The organism is Mesorhizobium sp. CA14 (genome assembly GCF_020165195.1).
In the GTDB taxonomy this organism is placed as follows: domain Bacteria; phylum Pseudomonadota; class Alphaproteobacteria; order Rhizobiales; family Rhizobiaceae; genus Mesorhizobium.
Genome location: NZ_JAIUHR010000029.1, coordinates 63350 through 89739, shown reverse-complemented (window position 1 = coordinate 89739; position 26390 = coordinate 63350). Strand labels below are relative to the sequence as shown.

Below are 26390 nucleotides of genomic sequence, written 5' to 3'. Positions count from 1 at the left end.
ACTGCCTACTGCCTACTGCCTACTGCCTACTGCCTACTGCCTACTGCCTACTGCCTACTGCCTACTGCCTACTGCCTGAGGGGGACTTCATGCATTCAATCCACCGGACTTCCATCGGCGGCATCGACATCGCCCGAATCGCCGAGTTGCGCGAGGCGGAAGCGGCCGCCTTCCGCAAGGCGCGGCCGAAATCCGAGGCGAAGCTCGGCAACGGCATTGCCGGCTTTCTCGGTGGCGTGCCGATGCACTGGATGACGGACTGGCCGACGCCGTTTCCGATCCTGGTCGACGGCGCCAAAGGCGCCACCATCACCGACATCGACGGCAACAAGCTCGACGATTTCTGCCTCGGCGATACCGGCTCGATGCTCGGCCATTCGCCGCCGGCCGTCGCCCGCGCCATCCGCCGGCAGTCCGGGCGTGGGCTGACCTATATGCTGCCCAGCGAGGACGCGCTGGCGATCGGCCCGCTCCTGCAGCAGCGCTTCGGACTGCCCTACTGGCAGATCGCCACCACCGCCACCGATGCCAACCGCTTCGCGCTGCGCGTCGCCCGCGCGGTGACCGGGCGCGAGAAGATCCTGGTCTTCAACGGCTGCTATCACGGCTCGGTCGACGAGACGATGGTGCGGCTGATCGACGGCAAACCCGTCAACCGGCCTGGGCTGGCCGGCGAATTCCGCGACCTGACGCGAACAACGAAGATCGTCGAGTTCAACGATGTTGCCGCATTGGAAGCAGCGCTGGCGGGCCGCGACGTCGCTTGCGTCATCACCGAGCCGGTGCTGACCAATTCCTGCATGGTGCTGCCGGAACCCGGCTTCCACGACGCGCTGCGGCGCCTGACCCGCGCGGCCGGCACGCTGCTGCTGATCGATGAGACGCACACCATTTCGACCGGCCCCGGCGGCTACACGCGCAAGCACGGGCTGGAGCCGGACCTGTTCGTGCTCGGCAAGCCGGTGGCCGGCGGCGTGCCGGCGAGCATCTGGGGCATGAGCGAAGAGGTCGCCACGCGCTACGGCGCCTACAACCGGGTGAAGGAGCCCGGCTATTCCGGCATGGGCACGACGCTGTCGGCCAACCCGCTGCAATTCGCGGCGATGCGCGCGACGCTGGAAGAGGTGATGACCGAGGCGGCCTACGCCCATATGGACCGGCTGGCGCGCCGGCTCGATGCGGGGCTCTCCGCCGTCATCGAGCGAAACAAGCTGCCCTGGCATGTGGCGCGGGTCGGCGCCCGCGTCGAGTTCATCTGCGCGCCCGGACCGCTCGGCAATGGCGGCGAGGCGGAGAAGGCGCATGCGCCGGAGCTGGAAGCCGCCATCCATGTCGCGCTGGTCAATCGCGGCGTGCTGATCGCGCCGTTCCACAACATGATGCTGATTTCGCCGGCAACGACTTCCGCGCAAGTGAGCCGGCTGATCGCCGCCTTCGCCGCGGTTGCGGCCAGGCTTGCGGCATGAGAAAAGCGGCGATGGACAATCTGAACGCCGTTACCACGTCTCCTTCCGGCTCGACGCCCGCCGAGGCGAAGGCTTTTCTCGACACGCATCCTGAGATCGAGGCGTTCGACATCGTGCTCACCGACGCCAACGGAATCGGCCGCGGCAAGATCGTGCGCCGGCACGAGCTCATGGGCATTTTCGAGAACGGCCGGCACCTGCCGATCTCGATCCTCGGCCTCGACATCACCGGCGAGGATGTGCACGAAACCGGACTGGTGTGGGACACAGGCGACGGCGACCTCAGGGCATGGCCGATCCCCGGCACGCTTGTGCCGCTCTTCGGCACCAACCCGCCGCGCGGCCAGGTGCTGATGTCGATGCACCATCTCGACGGCCAGCCGATGACCTCCGACCCGCGGCTGGTGCTGGCAAGGCAGGTGGAATTGCTGGCGGCGCGCGGACTGCATCCGGCGGGCGCCTTCGAGCTTGAATTTTTCCTGCTGTCCAATGAGCGCGACGCGGATGGCAAGGTTCAGCCTGCCCGCGCGGTGCTCGACGGCCGCCGCTCGGCCAAGACCGAGGTCTATTCGGTCGACCATCTGCATGGCATGGAGCCGCTGTTTTCCGACATCTATGCCGCGGCCAAGGCGCAGGGCATTCCGGCCGAAACCGTGATTTCCGAATACGCGCCCGGCCAATACGAGCTGACGCTGAATTACCGCAAGGACGTGATGCGGGCGGCCGACGACCTCGTCATGCTGAAGCGGCTGGTCCGGGCGCAGGCGCGCCGGCACGGTGTCACCGCCTGCTTCATGGCCAAGCCCATCGAGGCCTATGCCGGCTCCGGCATGCATTTCCACGTCTCGCTGCAGGACGACGCCGGCCGCAATGTCTTCACCGAGGGCGCCGGCGAGAAATGGTCATCAAAGCTGCTCAACGCGCTTGGCGGCCTGATCCACACCATGGCGGAATCGATGCTGGTGTTTGCGCCGCACGCCAATTCATGGCGCCGCTTCGTCTCGCAATCCTACGCGCCCGTGGCGCCCAGTTGGGGCGTCAACAACCGGTCGGTGGCGCTGCGCGTGCCGGCGGGCGACACCAAGAACCGCCGCATCGAGCATCGGCCGTCGGGCGTTGACGCGAATCCCTATCTTGTCGCCGCAACGGTTCTGGCCGGCATCGTCAAGGGCCTTGACGAGGGTCTGGACCCTGGTCCCGAGACGACCGGCAACGGCTACGAACAGGCAGCGGAGAAGTCGAGCATGCCGGCCGACTGGCGCGCCGCGATCGAGGCAGCCAGAGGCTCCGATTTCCTGAAATCGGCGCTCGGCCCCGACCTGCACCGGACCTTCGTGGCGATCAAGCAAGCGGAATATCTGCGCGTCGCGCGGACGGTCAGCGAACTGGACTATCATCTCTACCTGCATGAGGTTTGAGCACAGCGCCTGACAGGCGCGGCGATCTCGTTTTGCCCGACGGAAGGAGATGCCGAAGAAATATTGGCGGAACCTTCCCGAGGCCTCGCTCATTCCACATTTGATAGCAGGAGCAGACAGAGCCGCGTCAGAGATGATCGACCGGATGCCAACCACCCCAGCACCGCGCCATGCCAAGGTGAAGGCCAAGAATTGGCCGACGCCCGAGCCGGCCGATGTGGTGGCGCCTGAAGCCGAAGATATTCCGGAGTTGCGCGAAGAGGCGAAAGGCTGCCGCCGCTGTCCGCTTTGGCATGACGCAACGCAGACCGTGTTCGGCGAAGGACCGGAGAGCGCGGACGTAGTCTTCGTCGGCGAACAGCCGGGTGATCAGGAGGATCTGGCCGGCAAGCCTTTCGTCGGCCCGGCCGGCAGAATATTGGACGGCATTTTGGACGATGCCGAAGTCGACCGCCGCAAGGTCTACGTGACCAATGCGGTCAAACATTTCAAATTCGAGCCGCGCGGCAAGAGGCGCATCCATTCCAAGCCCAATGCCGGCGAAATCCAGGCCTGCCGCTGGTGGCTGGACAAGGAGCTAGACCTCGTCAAGCCGAACCTCGTCGTGGCGCTCGGCGCGACGGCGGCGCAGTCGCTGCTCGGCAAGGCGGTGCCGATCACCAAGATGCGCGGCGATCTGATAGAGCGCGAGGATGGCTTGCGCGTGTTCGTGACCATCCACCCGTCCTTCATCCTGCGCATCCGCGATCGGGAGGACAAGGAGGCCGAGAAGGAGCGGTTTTTGCAGGATATGCGGAAGGTGAAGCAGCTGATGGGGGCGTGATCAATTTAGGCGCCCGAACGAGCCTCGCGTAGACGCACGTATCCTGCGACTTAGATTGGCGGAAACGCTCGTCGCGTCGTCATCCACGGGCGGAGCAAGGAGCGAAGCGACGCGCGCAGACCCGAGGATCCATTCCGTGACATACGAGCGCCGCAACGGTGCAGAGTTCTGCTCCGCTGCATCCTACGGCTCAGGTCACGGAATGGATTCCAGGGTCTTCGCGACGGAGCTTCGCTCCTGCTTCGCCCTGGAATGACGACCTTTAAGCTTTGCCGCTAGCGGATGAGAATCGCCCTCAGATCATTCACATTCGTGCCTGTCGGCCCGGGCACGAACAGATCCCCGACCGCGTTGAACGCCGTCCAGGCATTGTTGCCGGCAAGCATCGCCTTGGCATCGACGCCTGCCGCGCGCATGCGCGCCACGGTCGAGCCGTCCGCGAAGGCGCCGGCGTTGTTCTCCGAGCCGTCGATGCCGTCGGTGTCGGCAGCCAAGGCATCGATGCCATTCACGGCGTCGATGCCGATCGCGAAGGCGAGCAGGAATTCGGAATTTCGGCCGCCCTTGCCCTTGGCGCGCAATGTCACCGTCGTCTCGCCGCCGGAGAGGATCAATACCGGCTTGGCGAAGGGGCGGTTGCGCGTCGCCACCTCGCGCGCGATCGCGGCATGGACGCCGCCGACTTCACGCGCTTCGCCCTCGATAGCATCCGACAGGATGACAGCCTCGATGCCTTGCCGCTTCGCTTCGGCGACTGCGGCTTCCAGCGACACGCCGGCCGAGGCGGTCAGGTGCACCTCGTTGCCAGCAAAGCGCGGATCATTGGGACGCGGCGCGTCCGCGGCCGAAGACTGGATATGCGCCATTGCCGAGGCCGGCAGCTTCATGCCATAGGCGGCGATCGAGGCCAGCGCATCCGCGCGGCTGCCGGTGTCGGGAACAGTCGGTCCTGATGCGACCAGCGCCGGATTGTCGCCCGGGATATCGGAGACGACCAGCGACACGACCCGGGCCGGGTGCGCCGCGGCGGCCAGGCGTCCGCCCTTGATGGTCGAGACATGCTTGCGGATGGTGTTCATCGCCGCGATCGGCGCGCCGGAGGCAAGCAGCGCCTCGTTGACGGCGATCTCATCGGCAAGCGTCAGCCCGGAAGCGGGCGACGGCAGCAGGGCCGAGCCGCCGCCGGAAATCAGCGCCACGACCAGATCGTCCGAAGTCAGCCCGCGCACTTTCTCCAGCAGCCGGCGCGACGCCTCGAGACCGGCGGCATCCGGGACCGGGTGCGCCGCCTCGATGATCTCGATGCGCTCGCATCTGGCGCCATAGCCGTAGCGGGTGACGACCAGCCCGTCGATCGGCCCGTCCCAGACCTTCTCGAAGGCCGCCGCCATCTGCGCCGAGCCTTTTCCCGCGCCGATGACGATGGTGCGGCCCTTCGGCTTTGCCGGCAAATGATTGCGGATCGTCTTTTCCGGGTCAGCAGCGGCGACGGCGGCGTTGAAGATCGATGTGAGGAAGCTTTTCGGGTCGGTCATTTTTCTTCCGGCGGCAGTGCGAGCCCGCTCGGGTCGATGCCAAGATGGGCGCAAAGCGCATCGACCACGACGCCATGGTCTTCGCGCTCCGGCAGGCCAGAGACCGCGATGACACCGATGACGCCGGCACCTTTCACCGTGACCGGAAAGCCGCCGCCGGCGAGCACATAATCGGCGATGTCCAGTCCTTCACCGACCTTGAAGGTGCGGTCGGGCCGTTGCTGCTCAAGCACAAGACGATAGGTGCTTCCGAGATAGCGCCTCACGACATTGATCTTGCGCCGCGCCCAATCGGGATTGGACGCGTTGGATCCCGGCATCGCGGCATAGAAGAGCGGCCGGTCGAAAGTCCTGATGTCGACGATGATCGGAAGATCTTCCTTCAGAGCCCGGTCCCTGATGGCAGAGCCGATCTTGAAGGCGACGGCCTCATCGAAGGCCGCAAAGACCAGCGTGGCTTCCTGTTTCTTGATCAGAGCGATGTCGTCGGCGAAGGCCATGGCGTTCCCCTGTCAAATGTCGACGCACGCTTTGGCCGATGGCTGACGCCGGGTCAAGCGCCGAGGGCATGGAATGGCGTTATGCCACAATGGCGCTCTTCGCCGGCCGGCCCGCCACATAGACCTCACGCACGACGCGATCGTCGCCCAGCGTCTGCAGCAGGAAGAGCTCTTCCGCCAGCGTCTCCACAGTCTCCATCCTAAGCCGCATGCCGGGCGTCGCATGAGCATCGAGCACGACGATATCGGCATCAGTGCCTTCATCCAGCGTACCGACCCTGTCAGCCACGGAAAGCGCCTCGGCATTGCCGCGCGTCAGCTGCCAGAAGGACTGGTACGGGTTGAGCTTCTCGCCGTTCAGCGCGATCACCTTGTAGCCCTCGTCCATGGTGCGCAGCATCGAATAATTGGTGCCGCCGCCGACATCTGTGGCGGCAGCGATCCTGAGCGGCTTCTCGCGCCGGCGGTAGCGCTGATAATCGAATAGGCCGGAGCCGAGGAAAAGGTTGGATGTCGGGCAGAACACGGCCACGGAGCCCGATTGCGACAGCGCATCCGCCTCGCGTTCCGACAGATGGACGCAGTGGCCGAACAGGCTCTTCTTGCCGAGCAGGCCGTAATGCTCATAGACGTCGGTGTAGTCGCGCGACCAGGGATAGAGCTCCTGGGTGAAGGCGATCTCGGCGTGGTTTTCCGACAGATGCGTCTGCATGTGGAGATCGGGATGGTCGCGGCAGAGCACGCCGGCCATCTCCATCTGCTCGGGCGTAGAGGTGATGGCGAAGCGCGGCGTGATGGCATAAAGCTGGCGGCCCTTGCCGTGCCATTCGGCGATCAGCGCCTTGGTATCGTCATAGCCGGTCTGCGGCGTATCGAGCACGCCGTCCGGCGCGTTGCGGTCCATCATCACCTTGCCGGCAATGTTCAGCATGTTGCGCTCATGCGACTCGGCGAAGAAGGCCTCGGCCGAAGATTTGTGCACTGAGCAATAGGCGACGACGGTCGTCGTGCCCTGGCGCAGCATCTCGTCGAGGAAGACCCTGGCGATGCGGCGGCCGTGCTGCGCGTTCTGGAACTTCGACTCTTCCGGAAAGGTGTATTTGTTCAGCCAGTCGAGCAGCTCGGCGCCGTAGGAGGCGATGATCTGCATCTGCGGCACATGAACGTGGGCGTCGAGGAAACCCGGCAGGATCAGATGCGGGCGATGGTCGATCGTCTCGACGCCGGCGCCCGCCTTCTTCAAGACCTCGGCATAGGAGCCGGCTGCGGCGATCCTGCCGTTGTCGACCAGCAGCCCGCCGTCTTCCTCGTAGCGCCAGGCGGAATGGTCGTCGATCGTTTCGGGCCAACGCAGGAAGGAGAGCGTGCGGCCGCGCAGAATTTTCGCTGTCATGCTTACTTTCCGGCGCCTTCGAACCAGGCGACCAGAAGGGCCCTTTCCTGGTCGGTGATCTGGGTGACGTTTGCGGGCGGCATGGCATGCGCCCGGCCGGCCTGGATGTAGATTTCGCGCGCATGCTCGGCGATGCGCTCGTCGGTGTCGAGCAGCACGCCTTTCGGCGCATGGTAGATGCCTTCATAGACCGGCTCCTCCGTATGGCACATGGAGCAGCGGCCAACCACGGTGTCGCGCACGGCCGGGAAATGCGCCGAGGCGATGTAGACCTGCGCGGCGGCGGTTGCGGCGGAGGTCTTCGGCTCGCCGGTCAGCACCTTCGGCACGGTCGACAGCCAGATGATGATCATGAACAGCACGGCAGCGCCGAGCCAGGTCCAGGTCGGGTTGCCCTTCCTGGCATGCACGGTGTTGAAATAGTGCCGGATCAGAACGCCGATGATGAAGACCAGCGAAGCGATGACCCAGTTGAACTGGGTGCCAAAGGCCAGCGGGTAGTGGTTCGACAGCATCAGGAACAGGACCGGCAAGGTCAGATAGTTGTTGTGCAGCGAGCGCTGCTTGGCGATCTTGCCGTATTTCGGGTCGGGCTTGCGGCCGGCTATCAGGTCGGCGACGACGATCTTCTGGTTGGGGATGATGACCATGAAGACATTGGCCGACATGATGGTGGCGGTGATGGCGCCAAGATGCAGGAACGCGGCGCGGCCGGTGAAAAGATGCGTCAGCCCCCAGGCGATGAACACCAGCACGCAATAGAGCACCAGCATCAGCCCGGTGTCGCTTTTGCCCAGCGGCGAGCGGCAGAGCAGGTCATAGACGATCCAGCCGACGCCGATGGTGGCCAGCGACAGGAGGATGCCGACCGGCACCGAGATGTTGAGCACGTTGGGATCGATCAGGAAGAGGTCGGCACCGGCGTAATAGACCACGCAGAGCATGGCGAAGCCCGACAGCCAGGTGGCGTAGGATTCCCATTTGAACCAGGTGAGGTGCTCCGGCATCTCGGCCGGAGCGATCAGATATTTCTGGATATGGTAGAAGCCGCCGCCATGCACCTGCCACTCCTCGCCGAAGGCGCCGGCAGGCAGGCCGGGCCGCTGGCGCAGGCCGAGGTCGAGCGCGACGAAATAGAAGGACGAGCCGATCCAGGCGATGCCGGTGATGACATGCAGCCAGCGGACCGCGAAGCTCAGCCAGTCCCAGAAAATCGCGAAATCCATCATTGCATTCGTCCCTGCCGATGAGAGCGACTTTACGGTCTGGCGCGCAAACGAAAAGAGGCGAGGTGCGCGATGACTTTCAAAAAAAAATGGAAAATACTAGGGTTGCCTAAGGTGTGTGAGGATTCAGGTCAGGCCGAGCCGAAAACAGCGGGTTCCGAGAACCGGAGCGGAGCGTACTTGAAGTAGGTGAGCACCGGAAGCGCAGGAACCCGGCGTTTGCAGGCCGGCATCACCTGAATCTCCACACAGCTTCGCGCAGCCGCTCAAGAGCCACGAAACCCGCATGGCCTATCTCGACAACATCGCTGTCTTCGTCCGTGTCGTCGAGCTGGGAAACCTGTCGGCGGCGGGGCGCGACATGCGAATCTCGCCCGCTGTCGCCTCCAACCGCATCAAGGAGCTGGAAAAACATCTGGGCGTCCGGCTGTTCAACCGCACGACCCGTCAGTTGATGCCGACGGAGCACGGCACGGTGTTCTACACCGGCGCCAAGCAGGTGCTGGATGCGATCACCGAGGCGGAAGCCGCGGTCGCAGCCCTTTCCGGCCAGCCGCGCGGCACGATCAGGGTTACGGCACCGCTCGGCCTCGGCCGCCGGCTGATCGCTTCCGGCATTCCGGACTTCCACGACAAATACCCCGATATCGAGGTGCGGCTGAGACTCTCCGACCACAATGTCGACATCATGAAGGAAGGCATCGACGTCGCCTTCCGCCTCGGCATCATCGAGGATTCCAGCCTCAGGATGCGCGGCATCATGGAATGCGAGCGCGTGCTGGTGGCCGCGCCGAAATATCTCGAAGCACGCGGCGAGCCGGCCGAGCCGCAGGAACTGGTCGGCAAGAAGCACGATTGCCTGATGCTGCGCTATGCCGGCGCGCGCGAATTCGTCTGGACCCTGCAGACGCCGGGCGGCGTGCAGAAATTCGAGGTGCACGGCCCTTACGACACCGACGACGGCGACGTGCTGACCGGCTGGGCGCTGTCGGGGCGCGGCATCATCAACAAGCCGCGTTTCGAGGTCGAGCCCTTCATCCGCGACCGGCGGCTGAAGGTGATCCTGGCCAAGACACCGCCGACACCGGTGCAATTCGCCGCCGTTTATCCGCACAAGAAGCTGCAGGACCCGAAGGTGCGGCTGCTGCTCGACTTCATGGCCGAGCGCTGCCAGCGGCTGATCAAGGATATCTTGGCGGGGAAGTAGCGTTGCACGGCTTGGGGACTGGCCGAAGGTTCCGTGACGTCGTCATCCACAGGCGGAGCGAGGCGAAGCGCTCCTTGCTCCGCCATAGAATGACGACGAGAGGGCGCTTCGGGCTAATCGCCAAAATTTATGACCGCCAACGCAACATTCGGGCCGTCAAGACATCTACGCCGAGGTACGCGACGCTGGTTGGCAAGTCACAGCCCGGTGGCCCACTTGTTCCCGTTGCCTTGCGCGAAAGCGCGCCTAGGTTGGTAGCCAAAGCGGCTGCCCCGATTTCAAAGGCAGCCGAAGGGCCACACGATGCATCTTGCCGTTTCGCTCAACATTGCCGCCGCCAACGGACAAGACATCCTGGACTTCGGCCAGATCAGCGCCTTCGTGCGGAACCTGGAAGCGGCGGGCGTCGACATGGTCATCATCTCCGATTCCGCGGATGCGCCATCGAACAGCCCGTTCGAAGCGACGACGTTGCTGGCCGCGCTGGCGACTGTGACTGACAGGATCGGCCTCGTCGCAAGCGCCTCGACGCTCGCGCATCAGCCCTACAATCTGGCGCGCCGGCTTGCTTCGCTCGACATCATCAGCCATGGCCGCATCGGCTGGAACGCTACGCTGAGGCAGAACCCGCGCGAGGCAGCGAACTTCAGCCGACCCGAAGGTTTCTCGGACGATGATTTTCGCCGTCGCGCGGAAGAATATATCGACATCGTTCAGGGCCTATGGCGCGGCTGGGATGCCGACGCCTTGCTGTTCGACAAGGCGGGCGGACGGTTCCACGATCCCGACAAGATGCATGTTCTCGACCATAAGGGCGAGTTCTTCGCGGTGCGCGGGCCGCTGAACATCGCCCGCTCGCCGCAGAACACGCCAGTGCTGGTCATGTCCGCCTCAGGCGGAGCTGATCGTGATTTTGCGAGCCGTGTCGCCGACGTCATCCTGATCGAGGAACAGTCGGCCGAGGCTGCCAATGCTGTTAGCGCCGACCTGAGACGCCGGGCGCTTGCCGCAGGCCGCAAACCGGCGGCCGCGAAGGTGCTGCTGACGGTCGCCATCGGATCCGAGCCCAATGTCGACAGGCGTCGAGCCTTGCCGGGCTCGAGCGGCTGCGATGGCCTTCATCTTGCTTTGCCGGCTGACGTTCAGGGGCTTCAGAGTTTTACTGACCGCGTTCTGCCGGAGATCCGCCGCCACGAGCTGGCCAGCCAGAGCCGGGAAGGCGCGACGCTGCGTGCCCGTCTCGGGCTCGGCGAAGGAGGCGCAAAATGAGCGCGCGCCAGATGAAGCTCGGCCTGTTTTTGTGGGCGACGGGCCATCACATCGCCGCCTGGCGTCATCCGGACGCGCATGTCACGGCTGGCACCGACATCGACCACTACGTACAACTTGCCCGCACGGCCGAAGCGGCGAAGTTCGACATGGTGTTCTGCGAGGACGCCGCCGGCCTGCGCGAAGCCGATGTCCAGATCGCCAGCCAGACGTCGCGCTCGATCGGCTTCGAGCCGATCAGCCTGCTTTCCGCCCTTGCCATCCAGACGGAGCGCATCGGTCTCGTGTCTACCGCATCGACCAGCTACAACGAGCCCCATGGCCTGGCGCGGACGTTTGCTTCGCTCGACAATCTGAGCGGCGGCCGGGCCGGCTGGAACCTGGTGACTTCGGCGAGCCCGATCGAAGCCGCGAATTTCGGCGCGACGGGTTTGAAGCCGCATGCGGATCGCTATGCGCGGGCACGCGAGTTCGCCACGGTGGTCACCGGCTTGTGGAATCGGCGCGTTGCGGGCCATGACGGCGAGAGCTTCTCGGTGCGCGATCCGCTCGACATACCGCCCTCGCCGCAGGGAGTGCCGGTGATGGTGCAGGCCGGCGCCTCCGACGACGGCAAGGACCTTGCCGCCCGCACGGCCGATGTCGTGTTCTCGGCGGCGCAGACTTTCGACGAAGCCAAGGCCTTCTATGACGATCTCAAAGGGCGGCTCGCCGCTTACGGACGCCAGCCGGACGATGTGAAGATCATGCCCGGCGTCGCGCCGATCGTCGCGGCAACGAAAGCCGAGGCGCAGGCGAAATATGATGCGCTGCAGGAATTGATCCCCGACGATGTCGGCGTGGCGCTGCTCTCCAGCTATCTCAGCATCTCCGACCTCTGGCGCTATCCGATCGACGGGCCGCTGCCTGAACTGCCGGAGAGCGAAGGCATGAAGAGCCGGCAGGCGCTGGTCATCGAGCAGGCGCGCCGGGACGGGCTCTCGATCCGCGAGCTCGCGCGTTACTTTGCCGGCGCGCGCGGCCATTGGCGCGTCGTCGGCACTCCCGAACAGGTCGCCGACGAGTTGCAGGCCCGTTTCGAAGGCGGCGCGGCAGACGGCTTCAATGTGATGCCGTCCTGGTTCCCGGGCGAGCTCGACGCCTTCGCGATGCTGGTGGTTCCGGAGCTGCAGCGGCGCGGCCTGTTCCGCAAGGAGTATGAAGGCCGTACGTTGCGCGAGCATCTCGGCCTCAAGCGGCCGATTTAGGGCTTTAGTCCATCAGCCGCGCCGTGCCGGAAACCCTGATCGAGCTGCCGGGAGCCGGTGGAATATCGGCATGAAGGCGTGAGCGCATGCCCATATCCTCGCCCTGGACGATATCGATGGCGCCGCCATGCGGCCAGCCGAGATCGCGTAGATAGCCGGCAAAGGCAGCGGTCGCGGCACCCGTCGCCGGGTCCTCGTAGACGCCGCCGGACGCGAAGGGATTACGCGTGTGAAAGAGGCGCGGTGTCTCGGCACAGGCGAGCAGGATCGTGACCAGGCCTTCGCGCCGCATGAAGGACTGGCCTTGCTTCAAGTCATAGGCCATGGCGGCCAGCGCCTCGCGCGACTTCAGCGCCAGCACGAGATGATCGGCGCCGCCATGGATGAGCGCCGGTGGAAGCGCGGGATCGAGATAGCCCGGCTGATAGCCAAACAAGGCGAGAGCCTCCCCGGCCAGTTCGGCCGACGCAGGCCTGCTGCGCGTCGGTGGCGACTGCAACGCGGCGGCAAAGTTGGCGCCATCGCGAAAGCCTTCGACGGTGATGTCCGCCTGATTGAGGGTCAGCTTGAAAATGCCGTCGCCGAATTTCCTGACCAGCGCCGCGCCGAGCGCGATGGTCGCATGGCCGCAGAACGGCACTTCCGACTCCGGCGAAAAGTAGCGCATGCGCCAGCCGTCGCCCTCGGGCGCCGCGAAGGCGGTTTCGGAAAAACCGACTTCGGCCGCGACACGCTGCATGTCGGCGGCGTCGGGCAGCGTCTCGCCGATCACCACGCCGGCGGGATTGCCGCCGGTGTTCCCGTCCGAAAAGGCTGCGATCCTCAATACGTCCATGTTCGTGGCCTCGTTGTCGCGCGAGGCGCAACAAACACGTTTCAAGCCGCTTTGGGAAATGAAGAAAGCGGCGAGCAGCGGTGAGCGCCAGTCACACCTGCAATCGGAATGATGCTATTCAATCCGATGAGGAACGAAATTCGACCCACCGCCGTTCTGACGGTTGGCGGTCGTTCGGGCCGCCTTCAGCTTTCATCAAGCGACGCAGCGGGACAGGAGCCGACCATGGACGCCATCGTCACCAAGAACGACCTCAAATCCGATGCCAAGAAGGAATCGATCGATCTGCTCAACGCCAGGCTTGCCGACGCCATCGACCTGGCGCTGATCACCAAGCAGGCGCATTGGAACGTCAAAGGCCCGCAATTCATCGCCATCCACGAGATGCTCGACGAATTCCGCGAGGAGATCGACGGCCATGTCGACATCATCGCCGAGCGCGCCGTGCAGCTCGGCGGCACCGCGCACGGCACCTCGCAGGAGGTGTCGAAGGCGACGAGGTTGAAGCCTTATCCGACCGACATCCACAAGACCAAGGATCATCTGGCAGCGTTGATCGACCGCTATGCCACGGCCGCCAAGCTGGCGCGCGAAGCGATCGACGAAGCGGACGACGCCGGCGATCGCGACACAGCGGACATCTTCACCGCCTATTCGCGCTCGCTCGACAAATTGCTGTGGTTCCTCGAGGCACACACGCAGGAAAAGGAATAGCCAGACTTTCCTTGCCCGGCCGGCTGGATCAGCCGGCCATCGCCTTGTCAACGCTGGCTGAGCTTGGCACTTCCGCGGCGTGCGACACCAGCGCCGTCATGATCTCGGCGGCCGCAAGTGCTGCGATCACCGATGGGCGCTTGTCCTTCACCGCATTGCCGCCGATCGGCGAGATAAGCCGGCCGAACTGCGCTTCGCTGCCCTCTGCGGATTTCAGGAACCAGCTCCTGAAGGTTGCCTTCTTGGTCTTCGAGCCGATCATGCCGACATAGGCGCTGTCGTCGCGCTTCAGCGCCTCGGCGACGATCAGGAAATCTAGCGCATGATCGTGGGTCAGGACAGCGAAGGCCGCGCCCGCCGGCGCATCGCGCACCACGGCTTCGGGCATTGGCGTCAGCCGCGTCTCCACCGTTTCCGGCATGCCTTCCAACGCCTCGGATCGGGTCTCGACGACGACCACATGGATCGGCAGCAGCGCCAGCGACGCGGCCAGCGCCTGGCCGACATGGCCGCCGCCGAAGAGATAGACATGCGGCAGATGCGCCTCTTCCGATTCAGCCTTGGCGATCAGTTGCTGCTCCAGCGAAGCATCGACGAGGCGGATCAGCACCTCGACGCGGCCGCCGCAGCATTGGCCGATTTCTGGCCCGAGGGGGACATCAAGCGTGGCGCAGACTTCATCAACCTCGATGCGGACCCCCCTCCCCCTCGAGGGGAGGGTGGCGGCGGAGCCGCCGGGTGGGGTCGCCCGCGCAGTGCTCCGCGCTTTGGCGGTGCCTTCTGTGGCGTCCCCCTCTGGCCGCTTCGCGGCCATCTCCCCCTCACGGGAGGAGAGCATCTGCCGCGCCTTGTCGATCGCCATATATTCGAGCTGGCCGCCGCCGATGGTGCCGAAAATCGACGATGCCGAGACAAGCATGAACGCACCGGCTTCGCGCGGCGTCGAACCCTTCGTCGCCGCCACTTCAACCAATACAGCCTGGCCGACCCGGCCGAGGAATTCCTTCAGCTGTTGTGCTTTCGAGTTCATCATCTGCATTTCCACTTGGGAAATATAGTGTTTTTCGGCCCGAATTGCACGTTTCAAGCCGGCTTCGCGGCTTCCCGCTTCAATCGCTCGATCGCCATCAGCACCCGTTCCGGCGTCGCCGGAGCATCGAGACGTGGACAGATCTTGTGATCCGCGACGCTCGCGACAGCATCCGAAAGCGCATGCAGCACTGACATGCCATGCGGCAGGGGCGGCTCGCCGACAGCCTTGGAGCGGTGGATGGTCGGCTCATAGGCCGAGGACCAGTCGGTCAGCTTGACGTTGAAGATTTTCGGACGGTCGGACGCGAGCGGGATCTTATAGGTCGACGGCGCGTGTGTGCGCAGCCGGCCGCTATTGTCCCACCAAAGCTCCTCCGTCGTCAGCCAGCCCATGCCCTGTATGAAGCCGCCCTCGACCTGTCCAAGGTCGATCGCCCGATTCAGCGAACGGCCGGCGTCGTGCAGGATATCGGTGCGCTCGACGACATATTCGCCGGTCAGCGTGTCGACCGAGACCTCCGAGCAGGCCGCGCCGTAGGCGTAATAGTAGAAGGCATGGCCGCGGCCCTTGCTGCGGTCCCAATGGATCTTGGGCGTCTTGTAGAAGCCGGCCGCCGACAACTGGATGCGGTTCATATAGGCCTGCTTGACCAGATCGTTGAAGGCCACTTCCTGATTGCCGATGCGCACCCGATTGGGCAGGAACACGACCTGGTCGTGCGGAACCTGATATTTGTCGGCGGCAAAATCGGTCAGCCGCTTGCGGATCTGGCGGGCGGCGTCCTGCGCGGCCATGCCGTTGAGGTCGGCGCCGGAAGACGCGGCCGTCGGCGAGGTGTTCGGCACCTTGGCGGTGGTGGTCGCGGTGATCTTTACGCGGTAGAGATCGATCTGGAACTCTTCCGCCACGACCTGCGCCACCTTGAGATGCAGGCCCTGGCCCATCTCGGTGCCGCCATGGTTCATATGAACCGAGCCGTCGGCGTAGACATGCACCAGCGCGCCGGCCTGATTGGCCTCCGTCTTGGTGAAGGAAATGCCGAACTTGACCGGCGTCAGCGCCAGGCCGCGCTTGATGAAGCGGCTGTTGTTGTTGAAGGCGCTGATCTCACGGCGGCGGCGCGCATAGCTCGCGCTTTCCTCCAACTCGGCCACGATGCGCTGGATGATGCAGTCCTCGACCTTCTGGTGGTACGGCGTGATGCTGCGCTCGCCGATGGCCTCCATCGGGTCGTAGAAATTGAGCTTGCGGATTTCGAGCGGATCCTTGCCGACGGCGAAGGCCACCTCGTCAATCACCCGCTCCGCGCCGACCATGCCCTGCGGACCACCGAAGCCGCGGAAGGCGGTGTTGGAGACGGTGTTGGTGTAGAGCGGCGCCGATTTCGCATGCACCGCAGGATAGAAATAGGCATTGTCGCAGTGGAACAGCGCGCGGTCGCCGACCGGACCGGAGAGGTCGGCGGAGAACCCGCAGCGCAACGCATAGGTGAAGTCGACGCCCAGGATATTACCCTCGTCATCGAAGCCGACCTCGTAGTCGATGGCGAAGTCGTGCCGCTTGCCGGTGGCGGTCATGTCCTCGTCGCGGTCGAGCCGGATCTTCACCGCGCGCTTCAGCTTCTTGGCGGCGATCGCCGCGATGGCCGCGCACTGGTTGGCCTGCGTCTCCTTGCCGCCGAAGCCGCCGCCCATGCGGCGCACTTCGACCGTGACCGCATGGCTCGGCACGCCGAGTGCATGGGCGACCAGATGCTGCGTCTCGCTCGGGCCCTGCGTCGAGCAATAGACGATGACCTCGTCGTCCTCGCCGGGGATCGCCAGCGAGACCTGGCCTTCGAGATAGAAATGGTCCTGGCCGCCGAGCCACATGCGGTTCTTGATGCGGCGCGGGGCGGCGGCGATCTCCGCGGCCGCATCGCCGCGCTTCAGGATCAGCGGCGTGGTGACCTGCTTGTCGTTGACCGGGTCGAGGTTCCAGATGTCGATGACGGCCGGAAGCTCGTCATACTCGATTTTTGCGAGACGCGCCGCGCGGCGCGCTTCCTCACGCGTCTCGGCAACCACGGCGAAGATCGGCTGGCCATAAAACTCGACCTTGCCTTCGGCAAGCACCGGATCGTCATGCATGTTGCTCGGCGAAACATCGTTCTCGCCGGGCACGTCGGCATAGGTCAGCACATCCACCACGCCCGGCGCCGAGCGCACGGCAGACAGGTCGACGCTCTTCAGCGTGCCGTGTGCGACCTTCGACAGGCCGAGGCCGATATGCAGCGTGCCGGCAGGCTCCGGCATGTCGTCGATATAGACGGCGGCGCCGCTGACATGCTTGTGCGCGGAATCGTGCCGCTGGTCGGTGGCGACACCGCCGGCGATTTTTTCCGCCTTGAGGTTGGGAGTGGCGTGCTTGTTCATCAGGCTGCCTCGTTGCGCGAGACCTGGAAGGGCGCCTTCGTTCCGGTCGTCTCGATATAGAAGCGTAGCAGAAGGTTCTTTGCCGCCAGCGCCCTGTATTCGGCGGTCGCGCGCATGTCGGTCAGCGGCGTGAAGTCGCTAGCGTATTCGGCCATCGCGGCCTCCACCGTTGCTTCGTTCCAGACCTTGCCGATAAGCGCCTTCTCGACCGCAGTGGCGCGCTTCGGCGTCGCCGCCATGCCGCCATAGGCGATGCGGATGTCTGCCACCGTGCCGTCCCTGGTCAAGATCAGGTAGAATGCCCCTAGCGTCGCCGTGATATCCTCGTCGCGCCGCTTGGTGACTTTATAGACGGCAAACTTTTCGCTCCGCGTCGGCACCGGAATATGCAGTGCTTCGACGAATTCGCCGGGCTGACGATCCTGCTTGCCATAGGCGATGAAGAAGGTTTCAAGCGGTATCGTGCGGCGCGCCTTGCCCTTGCGCAGCGTGAGCTGCGCCCCGAGCGCGATCAGCGGCGGCGGCGTGTCGCCAATCGGCGAGCCGTTGGCGATGTTGCCGCCGATGGTGCCCATGTTGCGAACCTGTTCGCCGCCGATGCGGTCGACCAGCGGTCCCAATGCCGGGATGCGCTTCGACAGCGTCTCGAAGGCTTCGGTGTAGGTGACGCCGGCGCCGATGGTGACGACGCCGTCTTTCTCCGAGGTCGCACGCAAGCCGTCGAGGCCGCCGATGAAGATCGCCGGCGAGATGTCGCGCATATGCTTGGTGACCCATAGGCCGACATCGGTTGAGCCGGCGACGATGGTGGCGCCCGGCGCTTTCTCGAGCAAGGCGGCGAAATCGTCGACGCTGGCCGGCACGATCAGCCGCGCCTTGCCCGACCCGATCTCGAGCCTGGCGCCATCGCGCAGTGCCTTCAGCCGCGCGGTAATGTCCTCGCGCTCCACGGCCAGCGGATCCTTGGCCGCCGTGCCATAGCTCGAAATGGCATGCGCGGCGCGCATGATCGCCTCATAGCCGGTGCAGCGGCAGAGATTGCCCTGCAGCGCCTTTTCGATCGCCGCGTTCGACGGGTCGGGCGTTTTCATCCAGAGCCCATAGAGCGACATGATGAAGCCCGGCGTGCAGAAGCCGCATTGCGAGCCATGGAAATCGACCATCGCCTGCTGCACGGGGTGCAACTTGCCAGGCTCGCCGCGCAGATGCTCCACGGTGACGACGTGGGTGCCGTCGAGCGAGCCCATGAAGCGGATGCAGGCATTCACGCTCTCATAGACGAGACCTTCGGCGGAGAGCTTGCCGACCAGCACCGTGCAGGCGCCGCAATCACCCTCGGCGCAACCTTCCTTGGTGCCGCGCAGCGAGCGGTTGAGCCGCAGCCAGTCGAGCAGGGTCGCATCGGGCGCGACATCGGTCAGCGCCACGTCGGCACCGTTCAGGATGAAGCGTATCTCGTTGCGGATCTCTGCCATGTCTCAGCTCCCCCGATAGGTCGAGTAGCCATAGGGCGAAATCAAGAGCGGGACATGGTAGTGGCGCGCTTCCGCCATGCCGAAGCGGATCGGCACGATGTCCAGGAAAGCGGGCTCAGGCAGGTTGATGCCCTGGCCGCGCAGATAATCGCCGGCGGCGAAGATCAGCTCATATTCGCCGGTGCGGAAATCGGCGCCGGCAAGCAGCGGCGCATCGCAGCGGCCATCATCGTTGGTGGCGACCGTCTTGAGATGCGTGCGGTTCTGGCCCTCGATGCGGAAAAGCCCGATCGACAGGCCCTTTGCCGGCCGGCCGGTCGCGGTGTCCAGCACATGGGTCGTCAGGCGCCCGCCATCGGCTTTCGACGTTTCTGCCACTGGCCGCCTCCCATCCCGGTTCAGTTTCAGGTCAATTGTGCGCCAATTAAAGGCGACGCATAAGCCCGGGTCGAGCGGAGTGCGGCAAAAAGCACTTTCAAAAATTTTCGGGGGAATGCAGCAGCACTCCTTTCGATATCTTCAATGCAGCAATCGGGCAGGAGCGGCAATGCGTTACGAACGGGACATGCGCGGTTACGGGGCTAATCCGCCGGATCCGAAATGGCCCGGCGGGGCCTATGTCGCGGTGCAGTTCGTCGTCAATTACGAAGAAGGCGGCGAGAACTGCGTGCTGCATGGCGACAAGGCTTCGGAGGCTTTCCTGTCGGAGATCGTCGGCGCGGCGCCCTGGGTCGGCCAGCGCCACTGGAACATGGAATCGATCTATGAATACGGCGCCCGGGCCGGCTTCTGGCGACTCCACCGGCTGTTCACCGAAGCGCACGTGCCGGTGACCTGCTATGGCGTCGCCACCGCGCTCGCGCGCTCGCCCGACCAGGTCGCGGCGATGCAGGAGGCCGGCTGGGAAATCGCCTCGCACGGCCTGAAATGGATCGATTATCGCGACCACGCGGCCGAGGATGAGAAGCGCGATCTCGAAGAGACCATCAAGCTGCATTACGAGGTGACCGGCGCGCGGCCGACTGGCTGGTACACCGGCCGCACTTCGGTGAACACCGTGCGGCTGGTCGCCGAGGAAGGCGGCTTCGACTATGTCTCCGACACCTATGACGACGAGCTGCCCTACTGGTTCGACCGCGACGGGCTGGAGAAGCCGCAGCTCATCATCCCTTACACGCTCGACGCCAACGACATGCGCTTCGCGACGCCGCAAGGCTTCAACTCCGGCGACCAGTTCTTCGCCTATCTGAAGGACAGTTTCGATACGCTCTATGCCGAGGGCAAAGCGGGCAGGCCGCGCATGATGAATATCGGCCTGCATTGCCGGCTGGTCGGCCGTCCAGGCCGTGTGGCAGCGCTCAAGCGCTTCGTCGACTATGTGAAATCGCATGACAAGGTTTGGCTGACGCGGCGCATCGACATCGCCAAACACTGGCGCGAAACGCACCCCTATGAGGCGCCGGCGCTGCGGCCGTCGCGGATGGGGTTCGAGGAATTCGTGCATGCCTTCGGCGGCGTTTTCGAGCATTCGCCCTGGATCGCCGAGCGCGCCTACGAGCTGGAACTCGGGCCCGCACATGACAGCGCCGGCGGCCTGCACAACGCGCTCTGCCGCATCTTTCGCGCAGCGACGGAGGCCGAACGGCTTTCCGTGCTCAACGCCCATCCGGACCTTGCAGGCAAGCTGGCGGCGGCCAAGCGGCTGACGCCGGAATCGGCCAAGGAGCAGGCCTCCGCCGGGCTCGACGCGCTGACCGACAAGGAGCGCGAGCTGTTCTCGAAACTCAACGCCGCCTATGTCACCACCTTCGGCTTCCCCTTCATCATCGCGGTCAAGGGCAAGACCAAGGACGAAATCCTGGCGGAGTTCGAGGCGCGGATCGGCAACAGCCGCGGCACCGAGTTGGAAACCGCCTGCAAACAGGTCGAGCGCATCGCACTGCTTCGCCTGAAAGACATGCTCCCGCAATAACGCCAGGGATCCCCATGGATATGATCAAGACTGCCGAGCGAACCTATTACGCCCCGCATGGCGGCCATCCCGGGCAGAACGAGCTTTTGACCGGCCGCGCCGTCTTCACCGAAGCCTATGCGGTCATTCCCAGGGGCGTGATGCAGGACATCGTCACCAGTCCGCTGCCCTTCTGGGACGAGACGCGGGCCTGGATCATCGCAAGGCCGCTCTCGGGCTTCGCCGAGACCTTCTCGCAATATATCGTCGAGGTCCTGCCGGGCGGCGGCAGCGACCGGCCCGAACTCGACGCCGAAGCCGAGGGTGTGCTGTTCGTCGTCGAGGGCGAGCTCACCGTTTCGCTTGCCGGCCAAAAACATGTGCTTGCCGCCGGCGGCTTCGCCTTCCTGCCGCCGTCGAGCGGCTGGACGGTGCGCAACGAAAGCGGCGCTGCTGCCCGCTTCCACTGGATCCGCAAAGCCTATGAGGCTGTCGAAGGCCTCGACGCGCCGGAAGCCTTCTTCTCCAGCGACCAGGACGTGGCGCCGAGCCCGATGCCGGGCACAGAAGGGCGCTGGGCAACGACCCGCTTCGTCGACCCGGCCGACATGCGCCACGACATGCATGTCACCATCGTGACGCTGAAGCCCGGTGCGGTCATCCCCTTCGCAGAGACCCATGTCATGGAGCATGGGCTCTATGTGCTGGAAGGCAAGGCGGTCTACCGCCTCAACCAGGACTGGGTCGAGGTCGAAGCCGGCGATTTCATGTGGCTGCGCGCCTTCTGCCCGCAGGCCTGCTATGCCGGCGGCCCCGGCAATTTCCGCTACCTGCTCTACAAGGACGTCAACCGGCATGCCAGGCTTGGCGGCTATCTTGGGGGCAAGGCGCGGTGAGCCGCATCGTCGCCCGACCGCTGACCCGCGAGAACTTCGCGCCCTTCGGCGACGTCATCGACATGGGCGGCGACAACCGCTACCCGATCAATGGCGGCAAGGCGATGCGCTATCACGACCTCGCCACCGCCGAGGCTGCGGGCCCGAATGCGCGCGTGCTGATCTCGATGGTGCGCGGCACGCCTTATGAGATGCCGCTGAAGCTCACCATGGTCGAGCGCCATCCGCTCGGCAGCCAGGCCTTTATCCCGCTGTCGCCGCGGCCGTTCCTGGTGGTCGTCTGCCATGATACCAAGGATGGCCCGGGTGAACCGCATGCCTTTCTCGCCGGCCCCGGACAAGGCATCAACTACCGCCGCAATCTCTGGCACGGCGTGCTGACGCCGATCGGCGAGGAACAGGATTTCCTCGTTGTCGACCGCGGCGGCGACGGCTCCAATCTCGAAGAGTTCTATTTCTCGCATCCTTACGAGATCCACCTTCCCTGAAAGCTTGCGATTGATATGACCGACATTTCGCTGATCGACCGCCTGCTCGATGTGATCGAGCACGACATCGTGCCGAAGACGGTGCAAGGCGTTGCCCATGGCAACAAGCTGTTCGGCGCCGCGATCCTCAGGAAGGACGACCGGTCGCTGGTGCTGGCCGAGACGAACAACGAGATGGAAAATCCGCTCTGGCATGGCGAGGTGCACTGCCTGAAGCGCTTCTACGAAATGCCCAAGGCCGAGCGCGTCGACACAAAGGAAGCGCTGTTTATAGCCACGCACGAGCCCTGCTCGCTCTGCCTGTCGGCGATCACGTGGACCGGTTTCGACAATTTCTACTACCTCTTCAGCCATGAGGATTCGCGCGACAGTTTTGCCATCCCGCACGATCTGAAAATCCTGAAAGAGGTCTTCACCCTGGATCCGGGCGGCTACAGTGCGGAGAACGCCTATTGGAAGAGCTTTTCCATCCGCCGGCTGGTCAGGGCTTTGCCCGAGGCTGAGCGCCAGCGGCTGGAGGCTCGGATCAGGAAAATCGGGGCGCGCTATGACGAGCTCTCGAACGCCTACCAAGCCGGCAAGGCCGAAAACGACATCCCGCTGAACTGACGTAGATTGACCAGCCGATTTCGTCGGCTGGCCCATGACGCGCTGTTGGTCGCCGCATCATGTGGCGACGCTTGGAGCGCGCCCTATGAAAACCGTCACCGAATTCCCCCGCAAAGTCGTCGAGTTTCCTGATATGGGCATCGTCATGCCGGATGGCTGCCGGCTGTCGGCGCGTATCTGGATGCCCGAGGACGCGACTGACGATCCGGTGCCGGCGATCCTCGAGCACCTGCCCTACCGCAAGCGCGACGGCACTATCTTCCGCGACCAACTGACCCATCCCTATTTCGCCGGCCACGGCTACGCCTCGATCCGCGTCGACATGCGCGGCAATGGCGATTCCGAAGGGCTGATGGATGACGAATATTCCGAGCAGGAATTGCAGGATGCCTGCGACGTCATCGCCTGGGCGGCCGCGCAGCCCTGGTGCAACGGCAATGTCGGCATGATGGGCATTTCGTGGGGCGGCTTCAACTGCCTGCAGGTGGCTGCCAAGCAGCCGCCGGCGCTGAAGGCAGTGATCAGCCTATGCTCGACCGTCGACCGCTATGCCGACGACATCCACTACAAGGGCGGCTGCCTGCTCTTGGAAAATTTCGGCTGGGCCTCGACGATGCTGTCCTATTCGTCGCGGCCGCCGGATCCGGCGATCGCCGGCGGCAACCGCTGGCGGGATTTGTGGCTTAGCCGGCTGGAGAGCCAGCCTTTCCTTCTGCCGCTCTGGCTCAGCCACCAGCATCGCGACGCCTATTGGAAGCGCGGCTCGATCTGCGAGGATTTTTCGGCTGTTCAGGCGGCCGTGCTGTCGATCGGCGGCTGGCATGACGGCTACCGCAACACGATCTCCAATCTCGTCACCAGTATCCAGTCGCCGGTCAAAGGCATCGTCGGCCCCTGGATCCACAAATACCCGCACTACGCCGGCCCCAAGCCGGCGATCGGCTTCCTGCAGGAGGCGCTGCGCTGGTGGGACCGCTGGCTGAAGGGCGCGGAGACCGGCGTCGAGGCCGATCCGGCCTACCGCGCCTATGTCATGGACAGCGTGCGGCCGGCGCGCTGGCACCCGGAACGGCCGGGCCGCTGGGTGGCGGAGCAGGAATGGCCGTCGCCGAACATCAAGATCGAGGCGATCGGGCTCATCCCCGACGGCGCCGACCCCTCGATCGTCGCTTCGCCGCAGACCTGCGGCCTTGCCGGCGGCGAATATTTTCCCTTCACCTTCGGGCCGGAACTGCCGGGCGACCAACGCCCCGACGATGCGCTGTCGGTGTGCTTCGACCAACCGCAGCTCGGCGAGGCGATCGACATCGTCGGCGCGCCGGAGCTCGAGGTCCGGCTTGCCTCCGATCGGCCGCAGGCCAACATCGCGGTGCGGCTTTGCGACGTGCATCCCGACGGCGCCTCGGAGCTGATCTCCTATGGCGTGCTCAATCTGACCCACCGCAACTCACATGAATTCCCCGAACCGTTGGTTCCCGGCGAGATGGTTTCGGCGCGCGTCGCGCTCGACCAATGCGCCTATCGGGTGCCGGCCGGCCACAAATTGCGCATCGCCGTTTCGACCGCCTACTGGCCGATGATCTGGCCTTCGCCGGAGCCGGCGCGGCTTGATCTCGCGCAGGCGACGCTGAAGCTGCCGCTGCGTCCACCGGCGAAAGGCAATGAGGCTTCGTTCCCAGAGCCGGAAGGCGCGACGCCTTGGGCGACCGAGACGATCCGGCCGGCGAATTCCGAACGCCATGTCGATCGCGACGATAAGACCGGTCTTGTCACGCTTTCCATAAGCGACGATTTCGGCGAGGTGCGCGACCTCGACCACGGGCTGGTCAATGGCAGCATCGTGCGCGAGACATGGACGATCCATCCCGACGACCCGCTGTCGGCTACCGGAGCCACGCATTGGACGCAGACCTTGTCGCGCAATGAATGGTCGGTGCGGACCGAAACCTTTGCCGGGATGCGATCGGACGCCGCAAACTTCATCGTCAGCGCCAGAATCGAAGCCTATGAGGGCGAAAAGCTGGTCTTCGAACGCGACTTCGAGCAGACGATTCCCCGCTCCATGGTTTGAGCCGAAGCAAGATTGGTCCAATTGCGACGTGCGATTTACGCCACCGTATGTCGCATTCGGTCTTGCCTGCCGCTTTCCCTTACGGTCATTATCTCCTCCAATAGCAAGAAACGACCATAAGGTCGGATACCCAGAGTGAGGAACCATAATGTCTAACGAACTCGACTATCTCAGCCGGCGAGTCGCGGCCGGAAAACTTAGCCGTCGCGACTTCCTCGGTCGCGCCGCGGCGCTCGGCATCACCGCGACCTTCGCCAATTCGCTGCTCTCCAGCGCCGTGCGCGCTGCCGGCCCGGTCAAGGGCGGCACGCTGAAGGCCGGACTGCAGGGCGGCGAATCCACCAACAGCCTTGATCCCGCGACCTTCCTTAGCCAGGTTCCGTTCGCCTTCGGCAAGTGCTGGGGTGAGACGCTGGTCGAGCTCGCGCCGGGCGGCGGCGTCGAATATCTCATCGCCGAGGAGATCGGCAGCTCCAAGGACGCCAAGACCTGGACGATGAAGATCCGCAAGGGCGTCCAGTTCCACAACGGCAAGGAAGTGACGCCGGACGACGTGGTGGCGACGCTGAAGCGCCACAGCGACGAGAAGTCCAAGTCGGGCGCGCTGGGCGTCCTGAAGAGCATCGACACCATCAAGGCCGATGGCGGCAATGTCGTGGTCACGCTGAAGGACCCGAACGCCGACATGCCGTATCTGATGGCGGACTATCACCTGATCATCCAGCCGAATGGCGGCATGGACAAGCCGGACGCCGGCATCGGCACCGGCCCGTACAAGGTCACCGTCAACCAGCCCGGCGTGAAACATGGCGGCGAGCGCTTCGCCAATTACTGGCAGGCCGACAAATACGGCCATGCCGACCAGGTCGAGATCGTCGTCGTCAACGACCCGACCGCGCGCATGGCGGCGCTGCAGGGCGGCCAGGTCAACATGATCAACCGCGTCGAGCCGAAGATCGTCGACCTGGTCAAGCGGCTGCCCGGCGTGAAGATCCGCGCCGCCTCTGGCCGCGGTTTCTATCCCTTCAACATGTTCTGCGACACCGCGCCCTTCGACAACAACGATCTCCGCATGGCGCTGAAGCTCGCCATGGACCGCGAGGAGATGCTGACCAAGATCCTGCGCGGCTACGGCGAGGTCGGCAACGACATGCCGGTCAACAAGGCCTATCCGCTGTTCGCGGGCGATTTCGAGCAGCGCAAGTTCGATCCGGAAAAGGCATCTGCGCATTACAAGAAATCCGGCCACAGCGGCTCGATCCTGCTGCGCACTTCGGACGTCGCCTTCCCGGGCGCCGTGGACGCCGCGCAGCTCTATCAGCAGAGCTGCGCCAAGGCCGGCATCAAGATCGAGATCAAGCGCGAGCCGGGCGACGGCTACTGGACGGAAGTCTGGAACAAGCAGCCCTTCTCGCTCTCCTACTGGGGCGGCCGCCCGACCCAGGACCAGATGTACTCGACCGCCTATCTGTCGACCGCCGACTGGAACGACACCCGCTGGAAGCGCCCAGATTTCGACAAGATGGTGCTTGCGGCGCGCGGCGAGCTCGACGAAGCCAAGCGCAAGAAGATCTATCGCGACATGGGCGAGATCATGCGCGACGAAGGCGGCCTGATCGTGCCGTTCTTCAACCAGTTCGTCGACGCGACCGGCAAGGGCGTCGAGGGCTGGGTCGACAACCCGGCGCAGGAACTCAGCAACGGCCATGCCCTGATCGAGTGCTGGCTGCAGGCTTGACGAAGGATAAGGAAGGGCCGGCGCGAGCCGGCCCTTCCCGGCTTCATGGCCCGCCCGAAGGCGGGCGTAATCCCTTCTTCAC

Annotated in this window: 22 protein-coding genes; 13 read left to right on the top strand and 9 right to left on the bottom strand. The window is 64.5% G+C overall.

What is annotated here, in order from left to right; all coding sequences use genetic code 11:
* The first annotated feature begins 89 nt into the window (after positions 1-89).
* The 3 genes from LB565_RS24670 to LB565_RS24660 are packed head-to-tail and all read left to right on the top strand — an operon-like array spanning position 90 to position 3707.
* Positions 90-1466, top strand: a complete 1377-nt coding sequence (locus LB565_RS24670) for an aspartate aminotransferase family protein (RefSeq protein ID WP_224588522.1) — start codon at positions 90-92, stop codon at positions 1464-1466.
* An 11-nt stretch (positions 1467-1477) separates the two neighbouring features.
* Positions 1478-2884: a glutamine synthetase family protein gene (locus LB565_RS24665; RefSeq protein WP_224588521.1), complete on the top strand. Its 1407-nt coding sequence runs from the start codon at positions 1478-1480 to the stop codon at positions 2882-2884.
* 49 nt (positions 2885-2933) lie between these two features.
* Positions 2934-3707: a UdgX family uracil-DNA binding protein gene (locus LB565_RS24660; RefSeq protein ID WP_224588520.1), complete on the top strand. Its 774-nt coding sequence runs from the start codon at positions 2934-2936 to the stop codon at positions 3705-3707.
* A 275-nt stretch (positions 3708-3982) separates the two neighbouring features.
* On the opposite strand, the gene LB565_RS24655 is transcribed toward LB565_RS24660, so the two are convergent.
* The 4 genes from LB565_RS24655 to LB565_RS24640 form a co-directional block, all read right to left on the bottom strand.
* A complete protein-coding gene (locus LB565_RS24655; RefSeq protein WP_224588519.1) occupies positions 3983-5242 on the bottom strand; it encodes a glycerate kinase in 1260 nt (419 codons plus the stop codon).
* On the bottom strand, positions 5239-5742 hold the full coding sequence (locus tag LB565_RS24650; protein WP_224588518.1) for a heme-degrading domain-containing protein: 504 nt from the start codon (positions 5740-5742) through the stop codon (positions 5239-5241). The genes LB565_RS24655 and LB565_RS24650 overlap by 4 nt, the downstream gene beginning before the upstream one ends.
* Before the next feature lie 79 nt (positions 5743-5821).
* On the bottom strand, positions 5822-7135 hold the full coding sequence (gene guaD, locus LB565_RS24645) for a guanine deaminase (protein WP_224588517.1): 1314 nt from the start codon (positions 7133-7135) through the stop codon (positions 5822-5824).
* Positions 7136-7137: 2 nt separating this feature from the next.
* Positions 7138-8364 (bottom strand): urate hydroxylase PuuD, encoded by a 1227-nt coding sequence (locus tag LB565_RS24640; protein ID WP_224588516.1) that lies wholly within the window; start codon positions 8362-8364, stop codon positions 7138-7140.
* A gap of 283 nt (positions 8365-8647) precedes the next feature.
* On the opposite strand from LB565_RS24640, the gene LB565_RS24635 reads away from it, so the two are divergent.
* The 3 genes from LB565_RS24635 to LB565_RS24625 all read left to right on the top strand — a co-directional run bounded on the left by LB565_RS24635 (position 8648) and on the right by LB565_RS24625 (position 12084).
* Positions 8648-9568 (top strand): LysR family transcriptional regulator, encoded by a 921-nt coding sequence (locus LB565_RS24635; protein WP_224588515.1) that lies wholly within the window; start codon positions 8648-8650, stop codon positions 9566-9568.
* 303 nt (positions 9569-9871) lie between these two features.
* Positions 9872-10837, top strand: coding sequence for an LLM class flavin-dependent oxidoreductase (locus LB565_RS24630; RefSeq protein WP_224588514.1), 966 nt, complete (start codon positions 9872-9874; stop codon positions 10835-10837).
* The gene (locus tag LB565_RS24625) at positions 10834-12084 is read left to right on the top strand and encodes an LLM class flavin-dependent oxidoreductase (RefSeq protein ID WP_224588513.1); all 1251 of its coding nucleotides are present in this window, start codon (positions 10834-10836) and stop codon (positions 12082-12084) included. Before LB565_RS24630 ends, LB565_RS24625 begins: the two co-directional genes overlap by 4 nt.
* A gap of 4 nt (positions 12085-12088) precedes the next feature.
* Here LB565_RS24625 and LB565_RS24620 read toward each other — a convergent pair whose 3' ends face one another.
* Complete coding sequence (locus tag LB565_RS24620; protein ID WP_224588512.1) at positions 12089-12919, bottom strand: PhzF family phenazine biosynthesis protein; 831 nt, start codon at positions 12917-12919, stop codon at positions 12089-12091.
* A gap of 225 nt (positions 12920-13144) precedes the next feature.
* Between LB565_RS24620 and dps the strand changes: the two genes are divergently transcribed.
* Complete coding sequence (gene dps / locus LB565_RS24615) at positions 13145-13633, top strand: DNA starvation/stationary phase protection protein Dps (protein ID WP_224588511.1); 489 nt, start codon at positions 13145-13147, stop codon at positions 13631-13633.
* Between the two features lie 28 nt (positions 13634-13661).
* Here the strand turns inward: dps and xdhC are convergent, their stop codons facing one another.
* The 4 genes from xdhC to uraH are packed head-to-tail and all read right to left on the bottom strand — an operon-like array spanning position 13662 to position 18933.
* Complete coding sequence (gene xdhC / locus LB565_RS24610) at positions 13662-14663, bottom strand: xanthine dehydrogenase accessory protein XdhC (protein ID WP_224588523.1); 1002 nt, start codon at positions 14661-14663, stop codon at positions 13662-13664.
* A 53-nt stretch (positions 14664-14716) separates the two neighbouring features.
* Complete coding sequence (gene xdhB, locus LB565_RS24605; protein WP_224588510.1) at positions 14717-17080, bottom strand: xanthine dehydrogenase molybdopterin binding subunit; 2364 nt, start codon at positions 17078-17080, stop codon at positions 14717-14719.
* Positions 17080-18555, bottom strand: a complete 1476-nt coding sequence (gene xdhA, locus LB565_RS24600) for a xanthine dehydrogenase small subunit (protein WP_224588509.1) — start codon at positions 18553-18555, stop codon at positions 17080-17082. Before xdhA ends, xdhB begins: the two co-directional genes overlap by 1 nt.
* 3 nt (positions 18556-18558) lie before the next feature.
* Entirely contained in the window at positions 18559-18933 is a 375-nt protein-coding gene (gene uraH, locus LB565_RS24595; RefSeq protein ID WP_224588508.1) for a hydroxyisourate hydrolase, read from the bottom strand.
* 169 nt (positions 18934-19102) lie between these two features.
* On the opposite strand from uraH, the gene puuE reads away from it, so the two are divergent.
* From puuE to LB565_RS24565, 6 genes are all read left to right on the top strand, one after another.
* Complete coding sequence (puuE, locus tag LB565_RS24590) at positions 19103-20527, top strand: allantoinase PuuE (RefSeq protein ID WP_224588507.1); 1425 nt, start codon at positions 19103-19105, stop codon at positions 20525-20527.
* Positions 20528-20541: 14 nt separating this feature from the next.
* Entirely contained in the window at positions 20542-21402 is an 861-nt protein-coding gene (locus tag LB565_RS24585) for a bifunctional allantoicase/(S)-ureidoglycine aminohydrolase (RefSeq protein ID WP_224588506.1), read from the top strand.
* Entirely contained in the window at positions 21399-21890 is a 492-nt protein-coding gene (locus LB565_RS24580; RefSeq protein WP_224588505.1) for an ureidoglycolate lyase, read from the top strand. Before LB565_RS24585 ends, LB565_RS24580 begins: the two co-directional genes overlap by 4 nt.
* A 15-nt stretch (positions 21891-21905) precedes the next feature.
* On the top strand, positions 21906-22499 hold the full coding sequence (locus LB565_RS24575) for a nucleoside deaminase (RefSeq protein ID WP_224588504.1): 594 nt from the start codon (positions 21906-21908) through the stop codon (positions 22497-22499).
* 85 nt (positions 22500-22584) lie between these two features.
* On the top strand, positions 22585-24570 hold the full coding sequence (locus tag LB565_RS24570) for a CocE/NonD family hydrolase (protein ID WP_224588503.1): 1986 nt from the start codon (positions 22585-22587) through the stop codon (positions 24568-24570).
* 148 nt (positions 24571-24718) lie between these two features.
* Complete coding sequence (locus LB565_RS24565) at positions 24719-26308, top strand: ABC transporter substrate-binding protein (protein WP_224588502.1); 1590 nt, start codon at positions 24719-24721, stop codon at positions 26306-26308.
* Positions 26309-26390: the final 82 nt, after the last annotated feature.

Excerpts from the sequence above, each read along its gene's own strand:
- LB565_RS24575 (WP_224588504.1), top strand. The coding sequence starts at position 21,906 with ATGACCGACATTTCGCTGATCGACCGCCTGCTCGATGTGATCGAGCAC.
- LB565_RS24570 (WP_224588503.1), top strand. The coding sequence starts at position 22,585 with ATGAAAACCGTCACCGAATTCCCCCGCAAAGTCGTCGAGTTTCCTGAT.
- dps (WP_224588511.1), top strand. The coding sequence starts at position 13,145 with ATGGACGCCATCGTCACCAAGAACGACCTCAAATCCGATGCCAAGAAG.
- LB565_RS24585 (WP_224588506.1), top strand. The coding sequence starts at position 20,542 with ATGGATATGATCAAGACTGCCGAGCGAACCTATTACGCCCCGCATGGC.
- LB565_RS24655 (WP_224588519.1), bottom strand. The coding sequence starts at position 5,242 with ATGACCGACCCGAAAAGCTTCCTCACATCGATCTTCAACGCCGCCGTC.
- LB565_RS24650 (WP_224588518.1), bottom strand. The coding sequence starts at position 5,742 with ATGGCCTTCGCCGACGACATCGCTCTGATCAAGAAACAGGAAGCCACG.
- xdhA (WP_224588509.1), bottom strand. The coding sequence starts at position 18,555 with ATGGCAGAGATCCGCAACGAGATACGCTTCATCCTGAACGGTGCCGAC.
- LB565_RS24620 (WP_224588512.1), bottom strand. The coding sequence starts at position 12,919 with ATGGACGTATTGAGGATCGCAGCCTTTTCGGACGGGAACACCGGCGGC.
- xdhC (WP_224588523.1), bottom strand. The coding sequence starts at position 14,663 with ATGAACTCGAAAGCACAACAGCTGAAGGAATTCCTCGGCCGGGTCGGC.
- puuE (WP_224588507.1), top strand. The coding sequence starts at position 19,103 with ATGCGTTACGAACGGGACATGCGCGGTTACGGGGCTAATCCGCCGGAT.
- LB565_RS24565 (WP_224588502.1), top strand. The coding sequence starts at position 24,719 with ATGTCTAACGAACTCGACTATCTCAGCCGGCGAGTCGCGGCCGGAAAA.
- LB565_RS24660 (WP_224588520.1), top strand. The coding sequence starts at position 2,934 with ATGCCGAAGAAATATTGGCGGAACCTTCCCGAGGCCTCGCTCATTCCA.
- LB565_RS24665 (WP_224588521.1), top strand. The coding sequence starts at position 1,478 with ATGGACAATCTGAACGCCGTTACCACGTCTCCTTCCGGCTCGACGCCC.
- LB565_RS24625 (WP_224588513.1), top strand. The coding sequence starts at position 10,834 with ATGAGCGCGCGCCAGATGAAGCTCGGCCTGTTTTTGTGGGCGACGGGC.
- LB565_RS24630 (WP_224588514.1), top strand. The coding sequence starts at position 9,872 with ATGCATCTTGCCGTTTCGCTCAACATTGCCGCCGCCAACGGACAAGAC.
- LB565_RS24635 (WP_224588515.1), top strand. The coding sequence starts at position 8,648 with ATGGCCTATCTCGACAACATCGCTGTCTTCGTCCGTGTCGTCGAGCTG.
- xdhB (WP_224588510.1), bottom strand. The coding sequence starts at position 17,080 with ATGAACAAGCACGCCACTCCCAACCTCAAGGCGGAAAAAATCGCCGGC.
- LB565_RS24640 (WP_224588516.1), bottom strand. The coding sequence starts at position 8,364 with ATGATGGATTTCGCGATTTTCTGGGACTGGCTGAGCTTCGCGGTCCGC.
- LB565_RS24670 (WP_224588522.1), top strand. The coding sequence starts at position 90 with ATGCATTCAATCCACCGGACTTCCATCGGCGGCATCGACATCGCCCGA.
- guaD (WP_224588517.1), bottom strand. The coding sequence starts at position 7,135 with ATGACAGCGAAAATTCTGCGCGGCCGCACGCTCTCCTTCCTGCGTTGG.